Source organism: Nocardia jejuensis NBRC 103114, assembly GCF_001613145.1.
Lineage (GTDB): Bacteria > Actinomycetota > Actinomycetes > Mycobacteriales > Mycobacteriaceae > Nocardia > Nocardia jejuensis.
In genome coordinates this window covers 17751-38900 of record NZ_BDBU01000053.1, presented here as the reverse complement: position 1 = coordinate 38900, position 21150 = coordinate 17751, and the positions used below count along the sequence as shown (strand labels likewise).

The 21150-nt window shown below is 67.3% G+C and carries 17 protein-coding genes and 1 tRNA gene; 9 read left to right on the top strand and 9 right to left on the bottom strand.

Annotated elements, in window-relative coordinates:
- The first annotated feature begins 73 nt into the window (after nt 1-73).
- Both NJ1_RS33015 and NJ1_RS33010 read left to right on the top strand, forming a co-directional pair.
- Nucleotides 74-1810 carry an aldehyde dehydrogenase family protein gene (locus NJ1_RS33015; protein WP_067702575.1) on the top strand — a complete coding sequence of 579 codons (1737 nt, stop codon included), beginning with the start codon at nt 74-76 and terminating at the stop codon, nt 1808-1810.
- A gap of 249 nt (nt 1811-2059) precedes the next feature.
- Nucleotides 2060-2578 (top strand): hypothetical protein, encoded by a 519-nt coding sequence (locus NJ1_RS33010; protein WP_067702572.1) that lies wholly within the window; start codon nt 2060-2062, stop codon nt 2576-2578.
- Here NJ1_RS33010 and NJ1_RS33005 read toward each other — a convergent pair.
- The 5 genes from NJ1_RS33005 to NJ1_RS32985 all read right to left on the bottom strand — a co-directional run bounded on the left by NJ1_RS33005 (nt 2575) and on the right by NJ1_RS32985 (nt 8599).
- Nucleotides 2575-3609 (bottom strand): AraC family transcriptional regulator ligand-binding domain-containing protein, encoded by a 1035-nt coding sequence (locus NJ1_RS33005; protein WP_067702660.1) that lies wholly within the window; start codon nt 3607-3609, stop codon nt 2575-2577. The two genes, NJ1_RS33010 and NJ1_RS33005, sit on opposite strands and share 4 nt — an antisense overlap.
- A gap of 90 nt (nt 3610-3699) precedes the next feature.
- A complete protein-coding gene (locus NJ1_RS33000) occupies nt 3700-4389 on the bottom strand; it encodes a response regulator (RefSeq protein WP_067702569.1) in 690 nt (229 codons plus the stop codon).
- Nucleotides 4386-5672 (bottom strand): sensor histidine kinase, encoded by a 1287-nt coding sequence (locus NJ1_RS32995; RefSeq protein WP_067702566.1) that lies wholly within the window; start codon nt 5670-5672, stop codon nt 4386-4388. Before NJ1_RS32995 ends, NJ1_RS33000 begins: the two co-directional genes overlap by 4 nt.
- Nucleotides 5673-5768: 96 nt before the next feature.
- Entirely contained in the window at nt 5769-8003 is a 2235-nt protein-coding gene (locus NJ1_RS32990) for an MMPL family transporter (protein ID WP_067702656.1), read from the bottom strand.
- Between the two features lie 110 nt (nt 8004-8113).
- Nucleotides 8114-8599, bottom strand: coding sequence for an FKBP-type peptidyl-prolyl cis-trans isomerase (locus NJ1_RS32985; RefSeq protein WP_067702563.1), 486 nt, complete (start codon nt 8597-8599; stop codon nt 8114-8116).
- Nucleotides 8600-9175: 576 nt separating this feature from the next.
- Here NJ1_RS32985 and NJ1_RS32975 point away from each other — a divergent pair.
- Nucleotides 9176-11185 (top strand): TerD family protein, encoded by a 2010-nt coding sequence (locus NJ1_RS32975; protein ID WP_067702557.1) that lies wholly within the window; start codon nt 9176-9178, stop codon nt 11183-11185.
- 220 nt (nt 11186-11405) lie between these two features.
- On the opposite strand, the gene NJ1_RS32970 is transcribed toward NJ1_RS32975, so the two are convergent.
- Nucleotides 11406-12044, bottom strand: a complete 639-nt coding sequence (locus NJ1_RS32970; protein ID WP_067702554.1) for a carbonic anhydrase — start codon at nt 12042-12044, stop codon at nt 11406-11408.
- A 127-nt stretch (nt 12045-12171) separates the two neighbouring features.
- Here NJ1_RS32970 and NJ1_RS32965 point away from each other — a divergent pair, with 127 nt between their 5' ends.
- Nucleotides 12172-12504 carry a hypothetical protein gene (locus tag NJ1_RS32965; RefSeq protein ID WP_067702551.1) on the top strand — a complete coding sequence of 111 codons (333 nt, stop codon included), beginning with the start codon at nt 12172-12174 and terminating at the stop codon, nt 12502-12504.
- A 50-nt stretch (nt 12505-12554) separates the two neighbouring features.
- Here NJ1_RS32965 and NJ1_RS32960 read toward each other — a convergent pair whose 3' ends face one another.
- The 3 genes from NJ1_RS32960 to NJ1_RS39495 form a co-directional block, all read right to left on the bottom strand.
- A complete protein-coding gene (locus NJ1_RS32960; RefSeq protein WP_067702653.1) occupies nt 12555-13832 on the bottom strand; it encodes a lipase family protein in 1278 nt (425 codons plus the stop codon).
- A gap of 47 nt (nt 13833-13879) precedes the next feature.
- Nucleotides 13880-15157, bottom strand: coding sequence for a hypothetical protein (locus NJ1_RS32955; RefSeq protein WP_067702548.1), 1278 nt, complete (start codon nt 15155-15157; stop codon nt 13880-13882).
- Nucleotides 15158-15267: 110 nt separating this feature from the next.
- Nucleotides 15268-15492 (bottom strand): hypothetical protein, encoded by a 225-nt coding sequence (locus NJ1_RS39495; protein ID WP_157574450.1) that lies wholly within the window; start codon nt 15490-15492, stop codon nt 15268-15270.
- A gap of 130 nt (nt 15493-15622) precedes the next feature.
- On the opposite strand from NJ1_RS39495, the gene NJ1_RS32950 reads away from it, so the two are divergent.
- The 5 genes from NJ1_RS32950 (at nt 15623) to NJ1_RS32930 (ending at nt 20902) form a co-directional block, all read left to right on the top strand.
- On the top strand, nt 15623-17995 hold the full coding sequence (locus NJ1_RS32950; RefSeq protein WP_067702650.1) for a phosphoketolase family protein: 2373 nt from the start codon (nt 15623-15625) through the stop codon (nt 17993-17995).
- A 186-nt stretch (nt 17996-18181) separates the two neighbouring features.
- The gene (locus NJ1_RS32945) at nt 18182-19051 is read left to right on the top strand and encodes a MinD/ParA family ATP-binding protein (RefSeq protein WP_067702545.1); all 870 of its coding nucleotides are present in this window, start codon (nt 18182-18184) and stop codon (nt 19049-19051) included.
- Between the two features lie 126 nt (nt 19052-19177).
- Nucleotides 19178-19251: transfer RNA gene (locus NJ1_RS32940), tRNA-Pro, on the top strand.
- Nucleotides 19252-19706: 455 nt separating this feature from the next.
- The gene (locus NJ1_RS32935; protein WP_067702541.1) at nt 19707-20111 is read left to right on the top strand and encodes a hypothetical protein; all 405 of its coding nucleotides are present in this window, start codon (nt 19707-19709) and stop codon (nt 20109-20111) included.
- A 296-nt stretch (nt 20112-20407) separates the two neighbouring features.
- Complete coding sequence (locus NJ1_RS32930) at nt 20408-20902, top strand: hypothetical protein (protein ID WP_157574448.1); 495 nt, start codon at nt 20408-20410, stop codon at nt 20900-20902.
- Nucleotides 20903-21150: the final 248 nt, after the last annotated feature.

Genomic DNA, 21150 nt, shown 5'->3' with positions numbered 1-21150 from the left:
GCCGAACGGCGCTCCCGAGCGGAGAATCGAGGGTAGTTGTGACCCGAGCGCGTTCGAATTGGAGATCCCCGGAATGACTGCCGAACACCCGCACGCCGATCCCGCCCCCGCTGATCCCACCCCTGAAATCCTTGTCGACACGGCGCTCGCGGAGCTGGTCGAGGGTGAGAAGGCATGGGGTGCGACCACTCTCGCCCAGCGTGCCGCCCTGCTGGATCGTATTCGGGTGCTCGCCTCGGGACACGGCGCGCAATGGGTGGCGGCCGCCGCTCGCTACAAACAGCTCGATCCGGATTCGCCGCTGCTGGGCGAGGAATGGATGTCCGGCCCCTACGCCATGGCGACCGGCGCGGGCGCCATGGCTCGGTCGCTCGCCGACCTCGCCGCACACCGCAGCCCGCTGCACGAGGCCGACTTCGGTACCGCCGCCGGCCGCACCACCGTGCGGGTGCTGCCATCCTCGACCTTCGATTCGTTGCTGCTCAGCGGATTTCGCGCCGACGTGTGGCTGCGTCCCGGCGTGGATCAGGCCACCGCGACCGGCACCGCGGGCCTGGCCCAGCTGGATCCGACCACGACCCACGGCATCGGCGTCGTGCTCGGCGCGGGCAACATCACCTCGATCGCGCCCCTGGACGTGCTCTACGAACTGATCGCCCACAATCGCGTGGCGGTGCTCAAGCTCAACCCGCTCACCGATCCGATGTTCGACGTGCTGAGCACGGTGCTCGAGCCGCTCATCGCCCTCGGTGTCGTCCGGATCCTGCGCGGCGGCGCGGACGTCGGCGGATATCTGGTGCGGCACCCCTCCGTCGCGCACGTGCACATGACCGGTAGCGCCGCCACTCACGATGCCATCGTGTGGGGTGTGGGGGAGGAGGCGCTGCGGCGCAAGGCGGCCAACGAGCCGCTGCTGGACAAGCCGATCACCAGCGAACTGGGCGGTGTCTCGCCGACCATCGTGCTGCCGGGCACGTGGAGTCGCGCGGATATCCGGTATCAAGCCGAACATATCGCGACACAGCGCCTGCACAACGGCGGCTACAACTGTGTCGCCGCCCAAGCGGTCGTGCTGTCCTCGGACTGGGAACAGAAGCAGGAGTTCCTGACCGCGCTGCGCGAGGCCCTGGATCAGGCTCCCGCGCGCACCGCCTACTACCCCGGCAGCGACCAGCGCGTCGCGTCCGCCGTGGAGTCCTACCCGAACGCCGAGTTGCGCGGCGGCGGCAAGCGGGTGCTGGTCACCGGTCTGCGGCCCGAGGCCGTGGAAGACCTGCTGCACACCGAATACTTCGCCCCGGTTCTGGGCGTCGTCGAAATCGCCGGTACCGGTGCGCAATTCGCGCAGCGTGCCACGGCGGCGGCGAACGACGAATTCGTCGGCACCTTGGGCGTGAACATCATCGGCCACCCCGCGACCATCAAGTCCCTGGGCGCGGACTTCGACACCATGCTCACGGACCTGCGCTACGGCACCATCGCCGTGAACGCCTGGACCGCGCTGGGCTTCCTCACCGCCGCCGCCACCTGGGGCGCGTTCCCGGGCCACACCATCGACGACGTCCAGAGCGGTATCGGCCTGGTGCACAACGCGTTCCTGATCGACGGCGCGGAACGCACCGTCGTGCGCGGCCCGTTCCGCCCGGCCCCGCGCTCGCTGCTGCACGGCGAATTCGCGCTGACCCCCAAGCCGCCGTGGTTCGTGAACAACAAGTCCGCCGTGACGACCGCGCAGCGGCTCAACGACTTCGCGGGTGATCCCCGCTGGTCCCGTCTGCCCGGAATATTCGCCTCGGCATTGCGCGGCTGACTCCCCGAATTCCGTCGGCCCGGCCGTTCTCTACGGCCGGGCCGATATTTTTCTTCTGATCCGGCCGACTTTCGGCGTTTCTGGCCCACGGCATACCGGTGTAACCGGAACTGTGGAGGTAGCCTCACACTACTAGCAACCTTTCCGCGAATATTCGCGGCGGGGACATGTCCTGGGGAAACAGCACGAATATCCATGCTGCGGGATGCGTTCCGCGTCTCGCATCGCCAACGGACAGGGAGGGCCACGATGACGGTGAGCATTGCGCAGTTGCGGGCGGTGTTGGCGATATTGAACGTCTATCCCGAGGATGTGATCGCGCCCATGGGTAGCGCCGATCATCGGGAGCAGTCCGAGCGGGCGATGCTGATCGGTCTCCTGCACGCGCGGACCAGTGGTGAATTGCGGCGCATGATCGACACCACCGAGGAGACCGCCGCGAGCGTGATCGCGCACGGCGTGGGTTCCTCACACGGTGAGGATGTCTGGGCGCAGGCGGATTTCGATTCCCGCTGGCTGCGCGACCGAGTAGAGCTGCTGGCCGCCGCGGCCACGGTGGATCCGACTCCGATCCTGCTCGACGCGGCGGCTCGCTCCGCGGACGCAACCGCCGCGCTACTGGCGCTGAGCCGCAATCCGAACGATCCGGCGGCCGAATATCGGTGGCAGCGCGCCCTGCACGGCCTCGGGCAGGCCTATCGATCCATCAACGACGAGTACATCGATCGGTCGAACACGGTCACCGCACCACTGCGGCAACTGATCTAGCCCTCCGAGGCGAGCTGGCCCCGATGCGTCCGGGCGAATGTCCCGGGCGTCTGGCCCTTCCAGGCGCGGAAGGTCGAGGCGAACGCCGAGACACTGGCATAGCCGAGCCGGTCGGCCACCGATTCGACCGTCAGCCCCGCCAGCAGCAGTTCCTCGGCGAGCAATCCGACGGTCTCGCAACTCAATTCGCGGAAGGTGGTGCCCTCCTCCGCCAGCCGGCGGCGGAGGGTCCGCACACTGACGTCCAGGTCCGCGGCGATAGACGTCTGATCGACGACGCCGGACTGTTGCACCAGCATCTCCCGGACCCGGCCGCTGATTCCGGCCCGCCGCTTGCGCCGCTGCATGATGCTCACGCACTGCTGCTCGTACGCGCGCGCGAGCGCGGCATTGGCCTGACTCGGCCGCATCTCCAGCATGGCCGATTGCAGCACGATCTTGAATTCCGGTGCCTTGAAGACCAATTCGTCGACATTGAGCACGACCCCGAGGGTCTCGTACACCGGATGCGCCTCCCACTCGAGTTCCACGCGCTGCACCGGGAACTGCATGGGCAGCAGATCCTGCTGAATGGTGGAGATCATCGCGATATCGCGCTCCTGCGCGAACCGGCGCAGGTCCGAGGGCACCACGCGATCATCGCGCAGCATCGCCACCTCGGATCCGTTGGTCTCGAGATGATGAGAGGCGATGGCCACTGACAGATCGGTGTACTTCAGGGCCACCTCGAGCGCGCAGCGCAGCGTCGGGCTGCTGATCATCGCGAACCCGAGCACGCCGAAACTGGTGGGATGACACTGGAATCCGGCCAGGAACCCCAGTCCGGGTTCGTCGCCGATGCCCTCGACGACATTGCGCATCACGACCAGTTCCTGATCCAGCATGATCTCGCTCGCGGGGTCCGACAGGTCCGCCTCGGCGATCCCGCTGCCGTGCAGGATCGAGGACATCGTCAGCCCCCGCCCGACGCCGAATTCGGCCAGTAGCGCCGTGCTCGCGATGGAACGCAGTCTCCCCAACCCGTCGACCATCTGCGAATCGTCGCAAACAGTGGGCATACAGGTGGGGCGAACCAGTCGGTAACTTCGAAATCGTGGCCGATTGTCGAGGTTTTTGCCCGATTACCGGCGACCGTCGTCGGATCGCGGCGGTTCCACCCGCACCAGGCCCGACTGGAACGCGATCACCACCAGCTGCGCCCGATTCTGTACGCCCACTTTGGACATCGCCCGCTGCACATGTGTGCGCACCGTCAGCGGGCTGACGTACATCTTCTCCGCGATCTCCTCGTTGGACAGTCCCTCCGCGACCATCGCGACCACCTCGCGTTCGCGGGCGGTCAGCACCTCGAGCGATTCCGCCGCGCTGATCCGGCTTTCGGGCCGGGACAGATACCGTGCGATCAGGGTGCGGGTCGCGGTGGGGGACAACAGCGCATCGCCCGCCGCCACGGCGCGGATCGAGCGCAGCAGCTCCTCGGGGCCGACGTCCTTGCCCAGGAAACCGCTCGCCCCGGCCCGAAGCGCCTGGGCCACATACTCGTCCAGTTCGAAGGTGGTGAGAATCAGGACCCGGGTCTCGCGCAACGCCTCGTCCGCGCAGATCTCCTGCGTCGCGGTCAGCCCGTCGACCCCCGGCATGCGGATGTCCATCACGACCACGTCCGGCGTGGTCGATCGAGCCAATTCCACTGCCTCCCGGCCGTTTCCGGCGATACCGACCACGTCCATATCCTCGGCGGAATCGATCAGCAGCCGGAAGGTGCCCGCCAGCAGGGCTTGATCGTCGGCCAGCAGTACCCGGATGGTCATGGCGTGATGTCCTCGTGGTCGGGGGTGGTCGCGGGTTCGAGCGGAAGTTCGGTGGTGACCTCGAAGCCGCCGCCCGGCCTGCGCCCGGCGCGCAGATGACCGCCGACCGAATTGGCCCGCTCGTTCATTCCGATGAGACCGTAACCGTTGACGCCCGGGTCCTCGCCGTCCGCGTCGCGGCCGTCCGAATGCTGTTCGCCGCGCGGACCTTCGGCGCTCGCGGCGCGGTCGGGCCCGTCCAGGACGCCGTCGTCGATCACGCTGATCGTCAGCAACAGCCGCGAGTACACCAGTCGCACCGTGGCCGTCGCCGTACTCGCGTGCTTGGTGACGTTGGTCAGCGCCTCCTGGATGATCCGGTAGGCGGTCAGATCCGCGCCGGGGGACAGCGGCCGCGGCACCCCCGTGATCGACACCGACACCGTCAGGCCGGTCCGCTCGAACGAGGTGAGCAGCTCCGACAATTGGCCCAGCCCCGGGGTCGGCTCCAGCGGCGCGTCCGAATCGTCCTCGCGCAGTAGGCCGACGGTCGATTTGAGTTCGCGCAGCGCCGCGGACGTGGTGCCCGCCAGCTGGTCGAGCATCTCCTGCGCCTGATCGGGCTGGCTGCGCAAAAGGTATGCGGCCGTGGAGGCTTGCGCGTGCGCCAGCGCCATATGGTGCGCGACGATATCGTGCAGCTCACGCGCGATCCGCAGGCGCTCCTCGCCCACCCGCTGGCGCGCCTCCTCCTCCCGGGTCCGTTCGGCCAGCTCCGCTCGTGCGTGCAGCGCCGCCAGATAATTGCGTCTGCTGCGGCCCGCTTCGGCGAACGCGCCCGCCACCATGATCCCGGCGATCAACGTGATCCGGCCGCCGGTCAGCAGGGGATAGAGATGGTGAACGAAGGACATGACGAGCAGCGCGCCACCGGCGACCAGCGGTGCGACCTTCGCGATACAGAGATTGGACGACCACAGCCCGAGTGAGTACATCGCGACGAACGCCGCGCCCGCGCTGAAGACCGACACCTCGAAACCCAGCGCGCCGATCGTCAGCGCACAGCCGGTCGTGATCACCAGGACCGGCCACGGAAACCGCCGCCGGAACAGCAACGCCACCGAGGCCGTGGCCGAGAGCCAGAACACCGCGAGCGACGCCGGCCGGACCACCATCGCCGCCTGCTCGCGCGTCTCGTCGCTCAGTTTGCTCGCATAGGTGGCCAGAGCGCACAGCATGACGGCGACGACGATGTCGATGACCCGGCTGTGCCGGCGCGGCCACTGCGACCATTCGACGGCCATGTGCACTCCTGTTCTGTCTGCGAGAACCCTAATCGTCCGGTTCCGAAGCGACCGGTAGGCCGCCCATCCGGGACGGCCTACCGGTGCGTTCGAGACTCAGGCCCGGGCGCTCTCCAGCTCCCGCTCCGGCTCGGCCTGCTCGAGACGGGCGAGGCTCTCACCCTCCACATCCACGTTCGGCAGGATCCGGCTCAGCCAGTTCGGCAGCCACCAGGCCTTGTCGCCGAGCAGTGCCAGCACCGCCGGGACCAGGGTCATCCGCACCACGAAGGCGTCGAAGAAGACCGCCGCCGCCAATCCCAGGCCCATCATCTTGATCATCGGTTCACCGCCGCCGACGAACCCGGCGAACACCGCGATCATGATCGCCGCGGCGGCCACCACCACCCGCCCGCTGTGCCGGAATCCGGTGACGATGGAGTCCTTCGCGCTCTCGCCGTGGGCGAAGGCCTCGCGCATGCGGGTCACCAGGAACACCTCGTAGTCCATCGCGAGTCCGAACACCACGCCGATCAGGAAGATCGGCATCATGCTCATCACCGGTCCGGTCTGATGCACGCCGATGAGCTCGGCCAGCCAGCCCCACTGGAACACCGCGACGATCACGCCGAAGGCCGCACCCACCGAGAGCAGGAAGCCCAGCGCCGCCTTGATCGGGACCGCGATCGAGCGGAACACGATCATCAGCAACAGGATCGCCAGGCCGACCACCACCGCGAGGTAGGGCAGCAGCGCGTCCGTCATCTTCTGCGAGACGTCGATGTTCATCGCGGTCGCACCCGTGACCAGCATGGTCGCGCCGGTGGCCGCGTGCAGGCCGCTCGCCTCGCCGCGCAGGGCGTGCACGAGATCCTTGGTCTCGGTCGTGGACGGGCCCGTCGAGGGAACCACCGTGATCATGGCGGCGTCACCGGCCTGATTGAAGATCGCGGGGGAGACCGACACGACGCCCCGGGTATCCGCCAGCGTCCGAGTCGCCTGCTCCACAGCGGCTTTCGGGTCCGCGAGGCCCTTGACGTCCAGCGCCACGGTCAGCGGCCCGTTGAACCCGGGACCGAAGCCCTCGGCGAGCGCATCGTAGGCGCGGCGCTGGGTGGTCGAGGTCGGCTGCGATTCCTCGCCGGGCATGCCCAGCTCCAGACTGGTGACCGGCAGCGCCAGCGCACCCATTCCGACCAACCCGATCAGCAGCACGGCCACCGGGCGACGGACCACGAATCCGGCCCAGCGCGTGGCCATTCCGGCCTTCTCGTCCGGACCGCTGACGGTCGCGTGTGCGATGTCGCCGCCGGAGGCCTGCGCCCTGCGGGAGGCGAGCGCGTTGCGGAACTTCTTCGGCATGACCGCGTTCTGGAAGAACCCGAGCAGCGCGGGCAGCAGACTCAGCGCGATCGTGACCGCCACGACCACGGTGCCCGCCGCGGCCAGCCCCATCTTGGTCAGCACCGGAATGCCGACCACGGCCAGTCCCGCGAGCGCGATGACCACGGTGAGTCCGGCGAAAACCACTGCGGAACCGGCGGTTCCGACCGCGCGGCCCGCGGCCTCCTCGGCGCTGTAGCCCTCGGCGCGTTCGGTGCGATACCGCGAGACGATGAACAGCGCGTAGTCGATGCCGACCGCGAGTCCCAGCATCATGGCGAGAGTCGTTGTGGTGGTCGACATTCCGATCGCCACGATGGCGGCGATGCCGACGCCGATGCCGATCAGCGCGGTGAGCAGCGGCAGCCCGGCCGCCGCGAAGGCGCCGAAGGTGACCATCAGGACCACCGCGGCGATGGCGATGCCGATGGCCTCGGTGGCGCCGCCCATCTCGGGTTCGGCCAGCAGCGCCGATCCGCCGATCTCGACGGTGACTCCGGCGGACTTGCCGGTCTCGACCGCGTCGGTGAGCGCGGACTTGGTGGCGTCGGTGAGGTCGTTGCTGGTCGCGCCGTAACTGACGCTCGCGTACGCGGTGCTGCCGTTCTTGCTGATCGCACCGGTCTGGAACGGGTCGAGTACACCCTTCACCTGCGTACCGCTCGCCACCTCCGAGACGATCTTCTCGATCGCGGCCTTGCTGGTCTCGGAGGTGATCTGCTGGCCTTCGGGCGCCACGAAGACGATCCGGGCTTCCGCGCCGTCGGATTTGGTTCCCGGGAACCGCTCACCCAGCAGGTCGAAGGCCTGCTGCGATTCGGTGCCGGGAATGGAGAAGGAATCCGGTGGAGGGGTGGGTGCGTTGGCCGCTCCGGCCACCAGCGCGGCCATGACCCCCAGCCAGAGCAGGACGACCAGCCGCCGCTTCTCGAACGAGAACCGACCGAGTCGGTACAGGAATTTCGCCATGCCGCCATGCTCGTTCGCGGCGGCCGTAGTCGGCATCGTGCGCGAGGAGGCCGTTGCGCGTACTGCCGATGCAGTACGCGCACCTCATGGCGTACTCGATTCGCAGGTGATCAGTGGTCGTGATCGTCCTCGCCGTGCACGTGACCGTGCGCCAGCTCGTCCTCGGTGGCGTCGCGGACCTCGACGACCTTGATCTGGAAGTGCAGGCGCTGACCGGCCAGCGGGTGATTGCCGTCGATGGTGACGTCGTCGCCGTCCACCTCGCGGACCGTGATGATCTGCACATCGCCGTCCGGATCCTCGGCCTGCAGCTGCATGCCGACCTCGAGGTCGTCGATGCCCTCGAACATATCCCGGCTCAGGGTGCTGACCAGCTCGGGAATGAATTCGCCGTACCCGTCCTCGGGCTCGACGACGACGGCCAGCTCGGCGCCGGCCTCCTTGCCCTCCAGCGCGGCTTCCAGACCCTGCACGATGTTCCCCGCGCCGTGCAGGTACACCAGCGCGGGCCCACCGGCCGAGCTGTCGACGACGTCGCCGTCATCGTCGGTCAGGGTGTATTCGATGGCCACTGCCTTGTTGGCGGCGATCAGCATGAGGGGGACCTTTCGCGAAGAATCGAGGACACGCAAGCTTAGCCACGCGGTCGCTCACGGCCGTGGTCCGGGAGCACGCCGTGTCCCCGACGGCGGTGCACGACCGGCGGCTACTCGCTACGGGCCGAGCCGCAGCCCGTACCTCACTCCCGGCCACACCACCACAGTCCTGGACGACTCGAGCCCGACCCCGGCCGCCGACTGACTTTCTGCGCCAATAGTTCGGCCCTCGAATGCCAATCTCCTCGGGCCGGATCGCCTCGATCGCCGAAAAGGTCGATCGTTCGGTGGATCTCCCTATCGTGTTAAGCAGCCGGATCGCCCTTTCAGCGCTCCGGCTATTCGTCGTGATCGCTACCGCCGCAATGGGAATCGCCGGATTGAAATGGTGTGTCCTCGGCACTGGAAATGGCTCTCCCGCCGCGTTCGCGGGCGTGTAACGGCGGCCTCGGCACCGCCGAATACGACTGCGTCGCCGCCATTGTGCGGCGCCGATGCACTGGGGCAGCATCCGGATCGATTCCACTCGGATTTGCCCGCGACAGCGCGTGCCGAACACCGCGAAAGGCGAATCCCGTGACGTCTCCGATACTGTCCAAGGGCCAGAACGTGCCGCTGCCGAACGACCTGGATCGGGTCGATGTGGTGATCGGCTGGACCGAATCGGAGTTCGAGGTCGACGCCTCGGCGCTCCTGCTCGGAGCGGACCGAAAGGTTCGCTCCGACAGTCATTTCGTCTTCTACAACCAACCCGAATCCGAAGACGGCTCGGTCCGATTCCTGGGCACCAGCGCGACCGAGGAGGGCGCGCAGACCCGGATCTCGATCGAACTGTCCACCGTTCCGCAGGATGTGCACGTCGTCGCCCTGGCGGGCAGCCTCAACTCGGGTGTCTTCGGCGAGGTCGGCAAGATCGCCCTGCGAGTCGTCGACGGTGCGGGAGGCTCGGTGGCCGAATACGTGACGGCGGACGCCACCTCGGAGTCGGCCTTCCTGTTCGGTGAGGTGTATCGCCGCGACGGGCAGTGGAAGGTGCGGGCAGTCGGTCAGGGCTGGGAATCCGGATTGGCAGGTCTGGCAACGGATTTCGGGGTCTCGATCGCCGATGACGCCGAACCCGAGTCGGGTGCCGTGTCACAGGATGTGCCGGTCGTGCAAGCACGCGTGCAGGAGTCGCCCGTCCCCGCACCGGCGCCCGAACAGCCGGGCCCCAAGACTCCCGCGCGTGCCCGCGGCGTGCGCACCGCCAAACGCGTCGCCAAGAAGATCAAGCCGGTCGAGTTCACTCTCGCCGAACAGGACAGTTGGCAACCGGCGCGGCTGTTCTCGGTGATCGGCGTCGGCACCGGTGAGGAACAGGAGCGCCGCGCGACCTCGGCGCTGATCTCGACCATGCAGGCGGTCAGGCCGTTCGCGCGCGCCATCTGCGCGCGAATGGGCGCTCCCGCAGGCGCTTTCGAGGGATACATCGAGGTGCCGTACGAGCGGGGCGAGAGCAAGGTCATCCCCGACGCGGTGCTCAAGGTGGTCCGGGGGAGCCGGGTGTGGACCGGGCTGCTCGAGGTCAAGACCGGGAACGGCAAGCTCAGGCGCGATCAGCTCGAGAGCTATCTCGATGTGGCGCGTAAGAAGAAGTACGACGCGGTGATCAGTCTGTCCAACGATGTGCCCGCCGGTCCGGGGGAGTTGCCGGTCGAGGTCGATCGCCGGAAACTGACCAAGGTCGCGCTGCGGCATCTCTCGTGGGCGGAGGTGGCGCACGAGGCGCGAATGCTGCTCTCGCACGGCGATATAGACAATGAACTGCACATCTGGCTGCTGAGCGAATTCCTGCGCTATCTCGACCACCCCCGCTCCGGCGCCGCCGAGTTCATCGACATGGGACGGCACTGGGTGGCCGTGCGCGACGCGGTCACCGCGGGCACGCTGCGCGCGGGTGATCCCAAGGCCCTGACCGTCGCCGATACCTGGGTGTCGCTGTCGCGCCACCTCGCTCTCCGTATGACCGCCGAACTCGGGGCCACCGTGACGCACGTGCTGCCGCGCCGCCACAAGAGCGATCCCGCCGCACGCAACGCCGCGGTAGCCGAGCGTCTGGCGACGGACGGCAGTTTCGAGGCTCTGCTGCGAATCCCCGACACCGCGGGCGATCTGGCCATCGTCGCGGACGTGCGCACCAACCGAATCCAGTGCCGCACCACCCTGGACGCGCCCAACGAGGGAACCTCCGCCCGTCGCCTGACCTGGCTCCTCAAACAACTCGCGGACGCACCCGGTGCGCTCCGGGTCGAGGCGGTGTTCTCCGAGCGCGGCAACGAGGCCTGCGAACTGCTCTCCGCGGTCCGCGCGGAACCGAAACTCCTGACCGCCGGACGTGCGGGCGAGATCACCTCGTTCACGCTCGAACAGTCGTTTCCGATGGGCAACAGGCGATCCGGCACCGCCACCAGCTTCATCGCCAGCATCACCGCCGCGACCGACGCGTTCTACGGCTCGGTGGTGCAACCCCTGCGGGAATGGGTTCCCGCCGCCCCGAAGCAGTCGGAAATCGCCCCCCTCGAGGGTGATTCGGCGAGCAACGCGTGAACCCGCACGGTATTTCCGGGAAGGACGATATGCCAGCGGTCGACAACAGCGGCATCGCCGAGGAACCCATCTGAGGCCCGGGCCGTGGCGTGCGCCGCGGCGGATGTGGTCGGCGACGCACGGAACAGGAGCCGGACCGGCGCCCCGGGGTGGTTCGAGCTTGGGGAGCGGCTCGACCGGATGCCGTGAGTCCTGTTCCGTGCGAGGCGGATTCGACCGGTCAGGCTTTGGCGGGGACCTCTTCGCCGATATCGCCGACCACGCCCTGGAGATGGACGTGGCCGTCGGCCAGGGCGTAGGTGACGCCGACGATGGCGCACTTACCGGCCTCGACGGCGGCGGAGATGTAGGTCGAGCGCTGCATCAGGAGCTGACTGGTTTCCACGACGTGGCGGGCTTCGAGTTCGTCGATCTCGGTGAGACCTTCGCGGCGGCCGATCAGAATCGAGGGGGTGACGCGCTCGACGAGGCTGCGGATGAATCCGCCGGGCACATCACCGCCGTCGAGGGCGTTGACGGTGGCCGCGACCGCGCCGCAGCTGTCGTGGCCCAGCACCACGATCAGCGGAACGCCGAGCACCTCCACGCCGTATTCGATGGAGCCCAGGACCGAGGAGTCGATGACGTGTCCCGCGGTGCGGACCACGAACATATCGCCGAGACCCTGGTCGAAGATGAGTTCGGCGGCCACCCGGGAGTCACCGCAACCGAACAGGATCGCGGAGGGATGCTGGCCCGCGACCAGCTTCGCGCGGTCGGCGGCGCCTTGACCAGGGTGTACCAGTGTGCCTTCGACGAAGCGCTCGTTCCCTTCGCGGAGCGCTTTCCAGGCAGTGATCGGATTCTTGGTATGGGGCATAGGTCCGATTTATCACGTTCAGATGAGGAGTTGCTGAGGGGGCACGCTCAACGTAGTGATTTGTGCCGAAGTCGAGCGGTCTACAAGATCGGAAACCCGACGCCCGAAGCTGTGATACTTCTCGACTATGTCGACGAAAGTACGAGGACAGTCCGGGCCCAAGCGGTTCGGACGGCGAGGCAATCAGCCGACCGGCGGCCGGTCGGGACTGTGGTCGCTGGGCCTCATGCAGTTGCTGTTCCTGGTTCCGTTCGCGGTCATCCTGCTCGGCCTCGGCGTCCTGATCGCGATCGTCCTGTTCGGATCGCATTCGGATCCGAAGCCCGGCGGCACCACACCCACCTCGGCCGTGAACTCCCCGGCCGCCACCCCCGGAGCCCCGGTCACCACCCCCGGGTCCCCCGCGGTGGCCCCCACCACCGAAGTGCGCGCCTGCTACCCGTTCCAGCCGAACTGCTGAGCCGCGACCGGCCCCGGCGACGAACACCGGGGCCGGTCACCGAACCCGGTTCAGTCGAACGAGCTCTCCATCCAGTCGATGGTCTGCATGCCGAAAAGGTCTGTGCCCCAGCCGTATATATCGGTCAGCATCTTGACCATCCCGCAGTCCGTCGGCTGATAGGTGACGTCGGTACCCTGCGCGCGATAGGTGTCGACCAGGTTGCGCGCATCCTGCGCCGGAACCAGCGACATGAACGAATCGTCCCGCGCGCACGAGGCGACCAGCACCTTGGCCTTCGGAGTTCCGAAGCGCCCCAGCTGATTGTCGTCGAACGCCGCCTGGAACGCCGGCTCGTCCGCGGGGGAGACCCCCGAGCTGAACAGTGTCCGCAGCGGCAGGAACGGCAGCGTGAAATACGCGTCCTGGCACTGGGTCCGGTAGATGTTCGCCACCCCGAGCCCCGCCGAGTTCAGTCGCGAGTCCAGCGCCATCTCCGGATACCACGGCTCCAGCCCGAGCAGGGTCGCGAACGCGAAGCCCGCCCCGACCGAACCGTCCGCCACCCGCAGGAAGTTCCGCTGATCGACGACCATCCCTTCCAGCACAGCCGATTTCACGTTCAGCTCCGGTGCGTACTCCGGCTGCAGCTCTGCCGAGAACGCCGCGCCCACACCACCGCCCGCGATCCCGAACAGCGCGATCTGGGTGGCCGGATTCAACCCCGCCTCGGTGAGGTGCAGTGCCGCCCGTGCCGCGTCGAGTTGGGTGTGCGCGGCGAACTTGCCCGCGAACACCCCGTGCGGCCTGCGATCGGCGTCGTTGCCCACATCCGAGATCACCACCGCGTGCCCCTTGCCGAAGATCAGCGCCAGCGGCCCGAGCGCGGACCACGACGCCCCGTCGAGCGGATCGCCGCCGGTCCACTGCGTGCTGGGATGGCAGCCCCACCCGACACTGTCGTTGGCTTCCTGATAGGACACCAGCTTCTTGTCCGCGATCGGCGTCCCGTCCAGCGGGATCATGAGAATGCCGGTGCTGATCGCCGGAGTCACGCCGTCCACGCCCGTGCTCACGAACATCAGCTTGTAGGCCAGGAGATTCGCCGGCTTCACGCCGGTGAACAGCACATCAACCCGCTTGGCCTTCAGCAGCGTCCCGGGCTGCTCCGATCCGCTCAGCACCGGTTCCCGATAGAACGGATCATTGACCAGCAGCGCCTCGAACGCCTCCTGCGGCGAGGCCGGTGTCGCGCCGCGCAGCGATCCGACGACGAACCCGTTGAACACCTCGTCCAGCCCGGGTGTCCGAGGCGGAACCGGTTGCGCCGCAGCGGTGGTCCCGCCCATCGCGATGATCGAGAGCGCGACGAACGCGAGGATCAATGCCCTGAATTTCACGGCTGTGCACCATCATTTCCGGTGTCGACGGGGGTTATCTTCATCTCTCGTACCGCGGAATCGAGCAGTTGCGGAATGTTCAGCAGCGGGCGGTGCGATTCCATCTGCACCTCGTAGGGGGTGCGCATCACCGATTCCAGTGCGGGCCAGTCGTTCTGGACCTGGAAGGCGTACTTGGGCAGCAGTTCGGTGGTGATGTAGTCCCAGCGGGCATCGAACACCGCCCAGTTCCAGTCCGGCAGCGGCAGCGTGAGCACCGCGGGCCTGCCGTCGGCCATGGTGAATTCGATACTCGCAGGGCGGAATTCGCGCGGGGGAGTGACCCCGGCCACGGAGGGGGAACCGGCCGCGCCGCTGACATAGGTGATCGCCTCGCCGACGACTCCCTTGTAGGTGCGCACCGAATCCCACTGTCCGCCGATGGCCCACTGTTGTTCACGGCGCAGCAGAACCCCGTTGCCCGCGGCGATTCCGTCCGGATTCCCGGAGGCGACATCACGCCACGCGCCCAGGATGTCGTCTCCGAACAACCCGGCGGCCCGGAACTCCTCCAGCGCGGGCAGGCCCTCGGTGACGTACGCGTCGTGCATGGGCATCAGATCCGAGAAGATGTTCTTCTGCATCACCAGGATCATCCCGATGATGTAGTGCAGATCCTCGGGTGTGATCTGCGGCCCCGCCTGTGCGAGCGCCACCAGTCCGCGCGGCAGTCGATCGAGAGCGGCGGGACCTGCGGCCTGTTCCACCGCCCCCAACACCGCCCGCGCCGAGTCGGATATCCCGGCCAGTCCGTAGATCGTGCTCATCAACTCGAAATCGAGCAGCCCGCCACCGAAATCCGCGCCGACCTGACCGCCCATTCCCGCCCACTGCAATTCGCGATGCGCCAGCTGCAGATCTTCGTAATAGCGATACGACTTGATGAGGTTGTTGCGATTGGCCTGCACGCCGGTGCGCGGATTCCAGGAGCGCAAATCGATACCCGCGCGACCGGTCGCATCCACGAGCCAGAACTGATACAGCAGCGCCGCGTAGCGAGTCGGCGCGATTCTCCGAGAGCGCGCCTCGTCCAACAGCCCGCGCAACTCCAGCGCGTCGTACGGCAATTCGGGATTCACACCGCCGGGCCCGTTCGAGGCGTCTCTGTTGATCAGAGGGAGATCCAGATATCGATCGATCTCGGAGGCCGTCGCGGGACCCGCCGCGGCGAGCCCGAGCCCGACCGTGGCGGTCAGAGCCAGTGCCATCGCGCGCAGCGAAACACCGATACGCATCAGTTGTTCAGCCTTCCCTTCAGCACATTCGAGTCGCACGATCCATGGAATGGCAGATCTCTGCTCAGTAGCTGTGGTGCACAAATGCTGCCGTCGCGAGACGGCGCTGGTCAGCGAGGCGTGCCGGCTGCGGAGTCGAAATGTCGCAGGCCTGCGGGATTTTGGAGCACACGGCGGCCATCGGCCGCTTTCGCGCGCACGACCGTAACACCTCTCGCGCCGTGCGATAGCCGTACTTGTCGAGTGTCGAGCGCGGTGTGGAATTCGATCGCGATTTCCGCATCACGGTCACCACGCGCATCACGTATCGACGCGGCGGCCGACTCGATCGCCATCGGTAGTATCGGCGGAAGCAGGACAGACACGGCACAACCCCCACGGCACGATCAGGCGCGCGAAAGGGTGAACGTGAGTTCGACCAGCGATACCTCAGCGGACAACGAGACCGGCGGCGACGGCGAGACCATCGCCCCCACCGCGTACCACCTGGGATCGGCCCCCGGACCCCTCTCTCCCGACGAACTCACGTCCATAGACGCCTGGTGGCGGGCCGCGAACTATCTCGCCGTCGGACAGATTTATCTGCGGGACAATCCGCTGCTGCGCACGCCATTGCTGCCCGAACACATCAAACCCCGCCTGCTCGGACATTTCGGCACCGTGCCCGGCCTGAATTTGGTCTGGGTGCACGCCAACCGCGTCATTCGCGAGCGCGATCTGAACGCGGTCTTCGTCGCCGGACCGGGCCACGGCGGGCCGGGCCCGAACGCCTGCGCCTGGCTGGAGGGCACCTACTCGGAGCTGTACAGCGATATCCCGCGCGACGCCGACGGCATGCGGGCGCTTTTCGCGCAGTTCTCGTTCCCCGGGGGCGTGCCGAGCCACTGCGCGCCCGAGACGCCCGGGTCCTTCCACGAGGGCGGCGAACTGGGGTACTCGCTGCTGCATGCCTTCGGCGCGGCCCTGGACAACCCGGACCTGACCGTGTTCTGCGTGGTCGGCGACGGCGAGGCCGAGACCGGCCCGCTGGCCGGCAGCTGGCACGCGAACAAGTTCCTCAATCCGGGCCGTGACGGTGCGGTCGTCCCGATTCTGGCGCTGAACCAGTACAAGATCGCGAACCCGACCATCTTCGCCCGGATCCCCGAGTCCGAACTGGAGTCGCTGCTGCGCGGCTACGGCTACGAGCCGATCATCGTCTCGGGCAGCGATCCCGCCACCGTGCACCAGGCGATGGCACAGGCCATGGCCGACTGCATGGATCGGATCGCGGCGATCAAGGCCGCCGACACCGAAGAACGCGCGATCTGGCCCATGATCGTGCTGCGCACACCGAAGGGCTGGACCTGCCCGCCGGTGGTGGACGGCGAACCGGTGGAGGGCACCTTCCGCGCCCACCAGGTGCCGCTGCCCGCCGCCCGCGGCAACGACCGTCACCGCGAGGTACTCGAACAATGGCTGAAATCGTATCGGCCACAAGAACTTTTCGACGCCGACGGCCATCCGAACGCGGATCTGCTGCGCCTGTCGCCCGCCGGTGATCGTCGTATGAGCGCGAACCCGGTGGCCAATGGTGGTGTGCTGCTTCAGGATCTGCGCCTGCCCGACTGGCGCGAATACGGCGTCGAGGTCGGCTCCCCGGGCGTGAGCAAGGTCGAGGCGACCAAGGTGCTGGGCACCTGGCTGCGCGACGTCACCCGGGACAATCCGGAAAACTTCCTCACCTTCGCCCCCGACGAGCTCGCCAGCAACCGCCTCCAGGACATCCTCGAGGTCACCGGCCGCGACTGGCAGGCCGAAATCGGTGAGTACGACGTCAAATTGGACCGCACCGGCCGCGTGATCGAGGTGCTGTCCGAGCACATGTGCCAGGGCCTGCTGGAGGGCTACCTGCTCACCGGCCGCCACGGCGTCTTCACCTGCTACGAGGCCTTCATCCACATCATCGACGCCATGTTCAACCAGCACGCCAAATGGCTCGATGCCGCCTCGGCGGTCCCGTGGCGTCGTCCCATCGGCAGTCTCAATTACCTGCTCTCCTCGCATGTCTGGCGACAGGACCACAACGGCTTCACCCACCAGGACCCCGGATTCCTGGACGTGGTCATGAACAAGAAGCCCGAGATCGTCCGGGTCTACCTGCCGCCGGACGCGAACACCCTGCTGTCCACCTACGACCACTGTCTGCGTTCGCGCCACTACGTGAACGTCGTGGTGGCGGGCAAACAGCCACAGGAGAACTGGCTCTCGGTCGAGCAGGCGGCCGTGCACTGCGCGCGCGGCATCGGCATCTGGCCGTGGGCCGGGACCGAGCACAACGGCTCCTCACCCGATGTGGTCCTGGCCTGCGCCGGTGACGTCCCGACCCTCGAAACCCTCGCCGCCGCATCGATTCTGCGCGCCAACCTCCCGGATCTACGCGTGCGCGTGGTGAACGTGGTGGACCTGATGCGCCTGCTCCCGCAGGACGAACACCCGCACGGCCTGCCCGGCAGTGAATTCGACACCCTCTTCACCCGCGACCGCCCGGTCATCTTCGCCTTCCACGGCTATCCCTGGCTGATCCACCGCCTCACCTACAGCCGCACCAACCATGCCGGGATGCATGTGCGCGGCTACAAGGAAAAAGGCACCACCACAACACCTTTCGACATGGTCATGCTCAACGACCTGGACCGCTACCACCTGGTCATGGATGTCATCGACCGTGTCCCGGAGCTGCGTGAGAAGGCCGCGGGCCTGCGTCAGGAGATGGTCGACGCCCGCTGGCAGGCCCGCGCCTGGACACGTGAGCACGGCGAGGACATTCCCGAGGTCGTGGACTGGAAATGGGTCTAGCCGCGTGCTCCCGCTCACTCCGGGCAAAGTAATTGCCTCGTCTCGAACCATGTTCGCGCGCAAGTAGTTACGGTGTTCTGATTCGGTCAGTGGCATCCACCGTCGTAGGTCACGAACCGGGCGTCCTCGCGGCCGCCCGGCGGCCGGTGCCCCCTGGAACCGAACGGTCTGCAGAGGATCCACGAAGTGTCCGACCGCATCGACGAACGCCCGATCGACCTGCCCCTTGTCGGCCCCGACGATCCGTCCTGGTTGCTGACTCCCGCACCGCCCGGCTCGCCGACCGATCTGGTGCGCGTGCACGGCGGCCCCGGCCGGCTGGTCCGCCTCCAGATTCCCCCGATCCTGGTCATGGGCAGCTCCGGCGGCTCCGGCACCACGACCACCGTCCTGGGTCTGGCCGCGGCCGCCGCCGACGACAACCCCGAGCAGTCCCCGGTCGCGGTGGATGCCACCCCCACCGGCGGTGACCTGGCCCGTCGCGGCTGCGACGTCGCAGACCCCGCCGGAACCGTGCAATCCTGGCTGGCCATGAAACACCGCAGCCTCCCCTCCTCGGTCATCGCCACCTGCGGCGAGACCAGCGCCGAGACCGGCGTCCTCCCGCGCGGCCCCGAGCCCCTCCCGCGCCGCGAGAGCTACATCTCGGTCCACCGGGACCTCTGCGACGCCGGCGCCCTCCCCATCTACGACGCGGGCGGCGCCGTCACCAACCGCCTCATCGCCCCCTTGCTCGCCGATCCCCGAATCGGCCTGGTCATCACCCTGGCCTGCCGCCCCGACGCGATAAACCGCCTCCAACCCGCCCTGGTCTGGCTGGACGACAACTACAGCCAATACCACCTCGCCGACGCCGTCATAGTCATCACCCGCCAGCACCGCTCCGACGGCCCCGACGTAGCCGACCACGCCCGAAACTACTTGGGCGGCTTCGTCCGAGCCATCGCCGAAATCCCCTACGACCCCCACCTCAGCACCGGCGGCCCCATCACCTGGAACCACCTCACCCCCCTCACCCGAGCCGCCTACCGCAACCTCCTGAGCCTCCTGCGCTGAAACCCCCTCCCACACACCCCCTTCCACGCCCCTGGAAAACCACCCCACACGCCCGAGAACAGGCGATTTGGTAGCAGAGGGGGGTAGTGGGGTAATCTCGTCGAGCACGAGCGAGAGCGAATGCCACGGGCTGTGGCGCAGCTTGGTAGCGCACTTGACTGGGGGTCAAGTGGTCGCAGGTTCAAATCCTGTCAGCCCGACATCTGAAAACCCCGTCCAACCTGGTTGGACGGGGTTTTCTCATTCTCCCACCACGCGAAGTTGGGGACCATTTGGGGACCGGAGATGCCGCGCCAGCAGTCCTGCTGTAGCGACCGCGGATCGGGATGCAGGTAGCGCTGGGTGATCCTGGGATCGGTGTGCCCAGCGATGCGCCGAAGTCGATGCGTCGGCACTCCCGCTTGCGGCGATCGGTACATCGTCGAGGAATCAGTATCTCGCCGGGCCGCCTCCGGTATCGACGGTGCCGGGGAACCGGGGGCGGGTGGTGGTGGGCCGGATCGCCGCGCGGGTGGGTGTGGCTTCGAGGGTGATTCCGCGGTCTCGGCGCGGTGGGTGCGTGGCTATCTCTCCGAACGCCGGTTGGGTTCCATAGGATTTCGCGGTCCCAGCTAGCATGACGGGACGTTTCACATCGCTCGGGGGGGATCCACCAATGATGACTACGTACGTGCGCGCCTTGACGCTCGCAGCCGCTCTGATCGTGTTGTCCGGCTGTTCCAGCACCGATTCCACCCCTTCTCGGGAATCGGGCACGCCTTCCACCGACCAGGTTTCGGCCACCGCCTCGACGACCGCGAGCTCTGTACCTGCTCCGCCCATCGGCGGGCCGGGCAGTCTGGAGGGAGTCGCGATGCGACGAACGGTGTGCCAGTCGTTGATCGCGTCATTCGATCAGGACAAGCAGACTCTGGCTTCCGAGAGCTGGGATGCCGAGCAAGCAATAGCGGACACGATCGAAACACTCCGGGCATCGCCCGAGTGGAAGACCACGCGCGATGCTGACCGTGCCGGAGCGGTCGCCGGCGTACGCGATGCAGCGAATGGCGCCTGCATCTGAACGAAGTCCAGTTCCCGAGGGCCGCACCGCTTTCGACGCCGGGGCGTTGGTGGCGAAGCCCGACATCCGACCCGCTGCCGCCGGTGCGAGCCCGGAAGATTGGATCGCAAGCGGGCGGTGACTTGCGGCTACCGCGCGGACATGGCTGGTGTCGTACAGCCCAGTGGCAGGATGCTTGCGATGCCGGTGAAATTGGGGGCATCAATGCGAAACGTAATCCTTTCAAAGTGCCGTAGTCGGCGCTCGGCAACGCTTAACCTGCGTAAGGTTTCGCTGCGCAAGTGCTAGGAGATGTGTTGAGGCTCATGCAATTCGGTAAGGGCGCGGCGTGCATCGCCGCGGTCGTCGGCGCGATGGTCGCGGGTACCCCCGCCGCGTCCGCGACGGTTCAGTCGGTGACGGTCCAACTCTGTCGCGATGACATGTTTCATCAACCCTGTGGCACCAACATCTATGAGATAAAGGTCAAGGTCAGCGACGCCTCGGGTGAGGTGTGGATCTCGGTCGACGGCAAGGTCGTAGGCACTTGGCCGATCGCCGCGAGCCACGCGTACGAAGGTGACCACAGCGGCTCGGCCAGTGGCGTCTGGACCGCGACCTACGGTCGGCACCATGTCGTCGCGGAGCAGCGCAATGCCGACGGTTCCGTGTCGAGTTCTGCCGCAACCGATCTCGAGGTCACCCTTGCCAGCGGAAGCGCAAGCTCTCCGCCGGACACCAGTAGCGCAACCTCACCGACCACCGGAATCACCGGTCTGTTGAAGTCCCTGTTCACCGGCAGCGGGTCCTGACCACTCGACCCTCCCGCGCTTTCGCCCGAAACGGCCGATGCCTGGGAGTGGCGCGGCCCGCGGATCGCTACGGCGCGCTGTTCCGATCCAGCTCTACATCTCCGACCCGGTAGTTCCACCACGGCCGTGACCTGCGCTCGTTGAGCCAGGTCGAGTGCCGCGGCAAACTCGACGGGCTCCCGCTGCCGGGTCCGGCGTCACCCGTGATCGTGTGCTCGCTCCGAAATCGGGTGGCCGTCGAATCCCGG

What these genes read in the sequence shown, in the direction of transcription:
- NJ1_RS33015 (WP_067702575.1), top strand. Translation starts at nt 74, where the DNA reads ATGACTGCCGAACACCCGCACGCCGATCCCGCCCCCGCTGATCCCACC.
- NJ1_RS33010 (WP_067702572.1), top strand. Translation starts at nt 2,060, where the DNA reads ATGACGGTGAGCATTGCGCAGTTGCGGGCGGTGTTGGCGATATTGAAC.
- NJ1_RS33005 (WP_067702660.1), bottom strand. Translation starts at nt 3,609, where the DNA reads ATGGTCGACGGGTTGGGGAGACTGCGTTCCATCGCGAGCACGGCGCTA.
- NJ1_RS33000 (WP_067702569.1), bottom strand. Translation starts at nt 4,389, where the DNA reads ATGACCATCCGGGTACTGCTGGCCGACGATCAAGCCCTGCTGGCGGGC.
- NJ1_RS32995 (WP_067702566.1), bottom strand. Translation starts at nt 5,672, where the DNA reads ATGGCCGTCGAATGGTCGCAGTGGCCGCGCCGGCACAGCCGGGTCATC.
- NJ1_RS32990 (WP_067702656.1), bottom strand. Translation starts at nt 8,003, where the DNA reads ATGGCGAAATTCCTGTACCGACTCGGTCGGTTCTCGTTCGAGAAGCGG.
- NJ1_RS32985 (WP_067702563.1), bottom strand. Translation starts at nt 8,599, where the DNA reads ATGCTGATCGCCGCCAACAAGGCAGTGGCCATCGAATACACCCTGACC.
- NJ1_RS32970 (WP_067702554.1), bottom strand. Translation starts at nt 12,044, where the DNA reads ATGCCCCATACCAAGAATCCGATCACTGCCTGGAAAGCGCTCCGCGAA.
- NJ1_RS32965 (WP_067702551.1), top strand. Translation starts at nt 12,172, where the DNA reads ATGTCGACGAAAGTACGAGGACAGTCCGGGCCCAAGCGGTTCGGACGG.
- NJ1_RS32960 (WP_067702653.1), bottom strand. Translation starts at nt 13,832, where the DNA reads ATGGGCGGGACCACCGCTGCGGCGCAACCGGTTCCGCCTCGGACACCC.
- NJ1_RS32955 (WP_067702548.1), bottom strand. Translation starts at nt 15,157, where the DNA reads ATGCGTATCGGTGTTTCGCTGCGCGCGATGGCACTGGCTCTGACCGCC.
- NJ1_RS39495 (WP_157574450.1), bottom strand. Translation starts at nt 15,492, where the DNA reads ATGGCGATCGAGTCGGCCGCCGCGTCGATACGTGATGCGCGTGGTGAC.
- NJ1_RS32935 (WP_067702541.1), top strand. Translation starts at nt 19,707, where the DNA reads ATGATGACTACGTACGTGCGCGCCTTGACGCTCGCAGCCGCTCTGATC.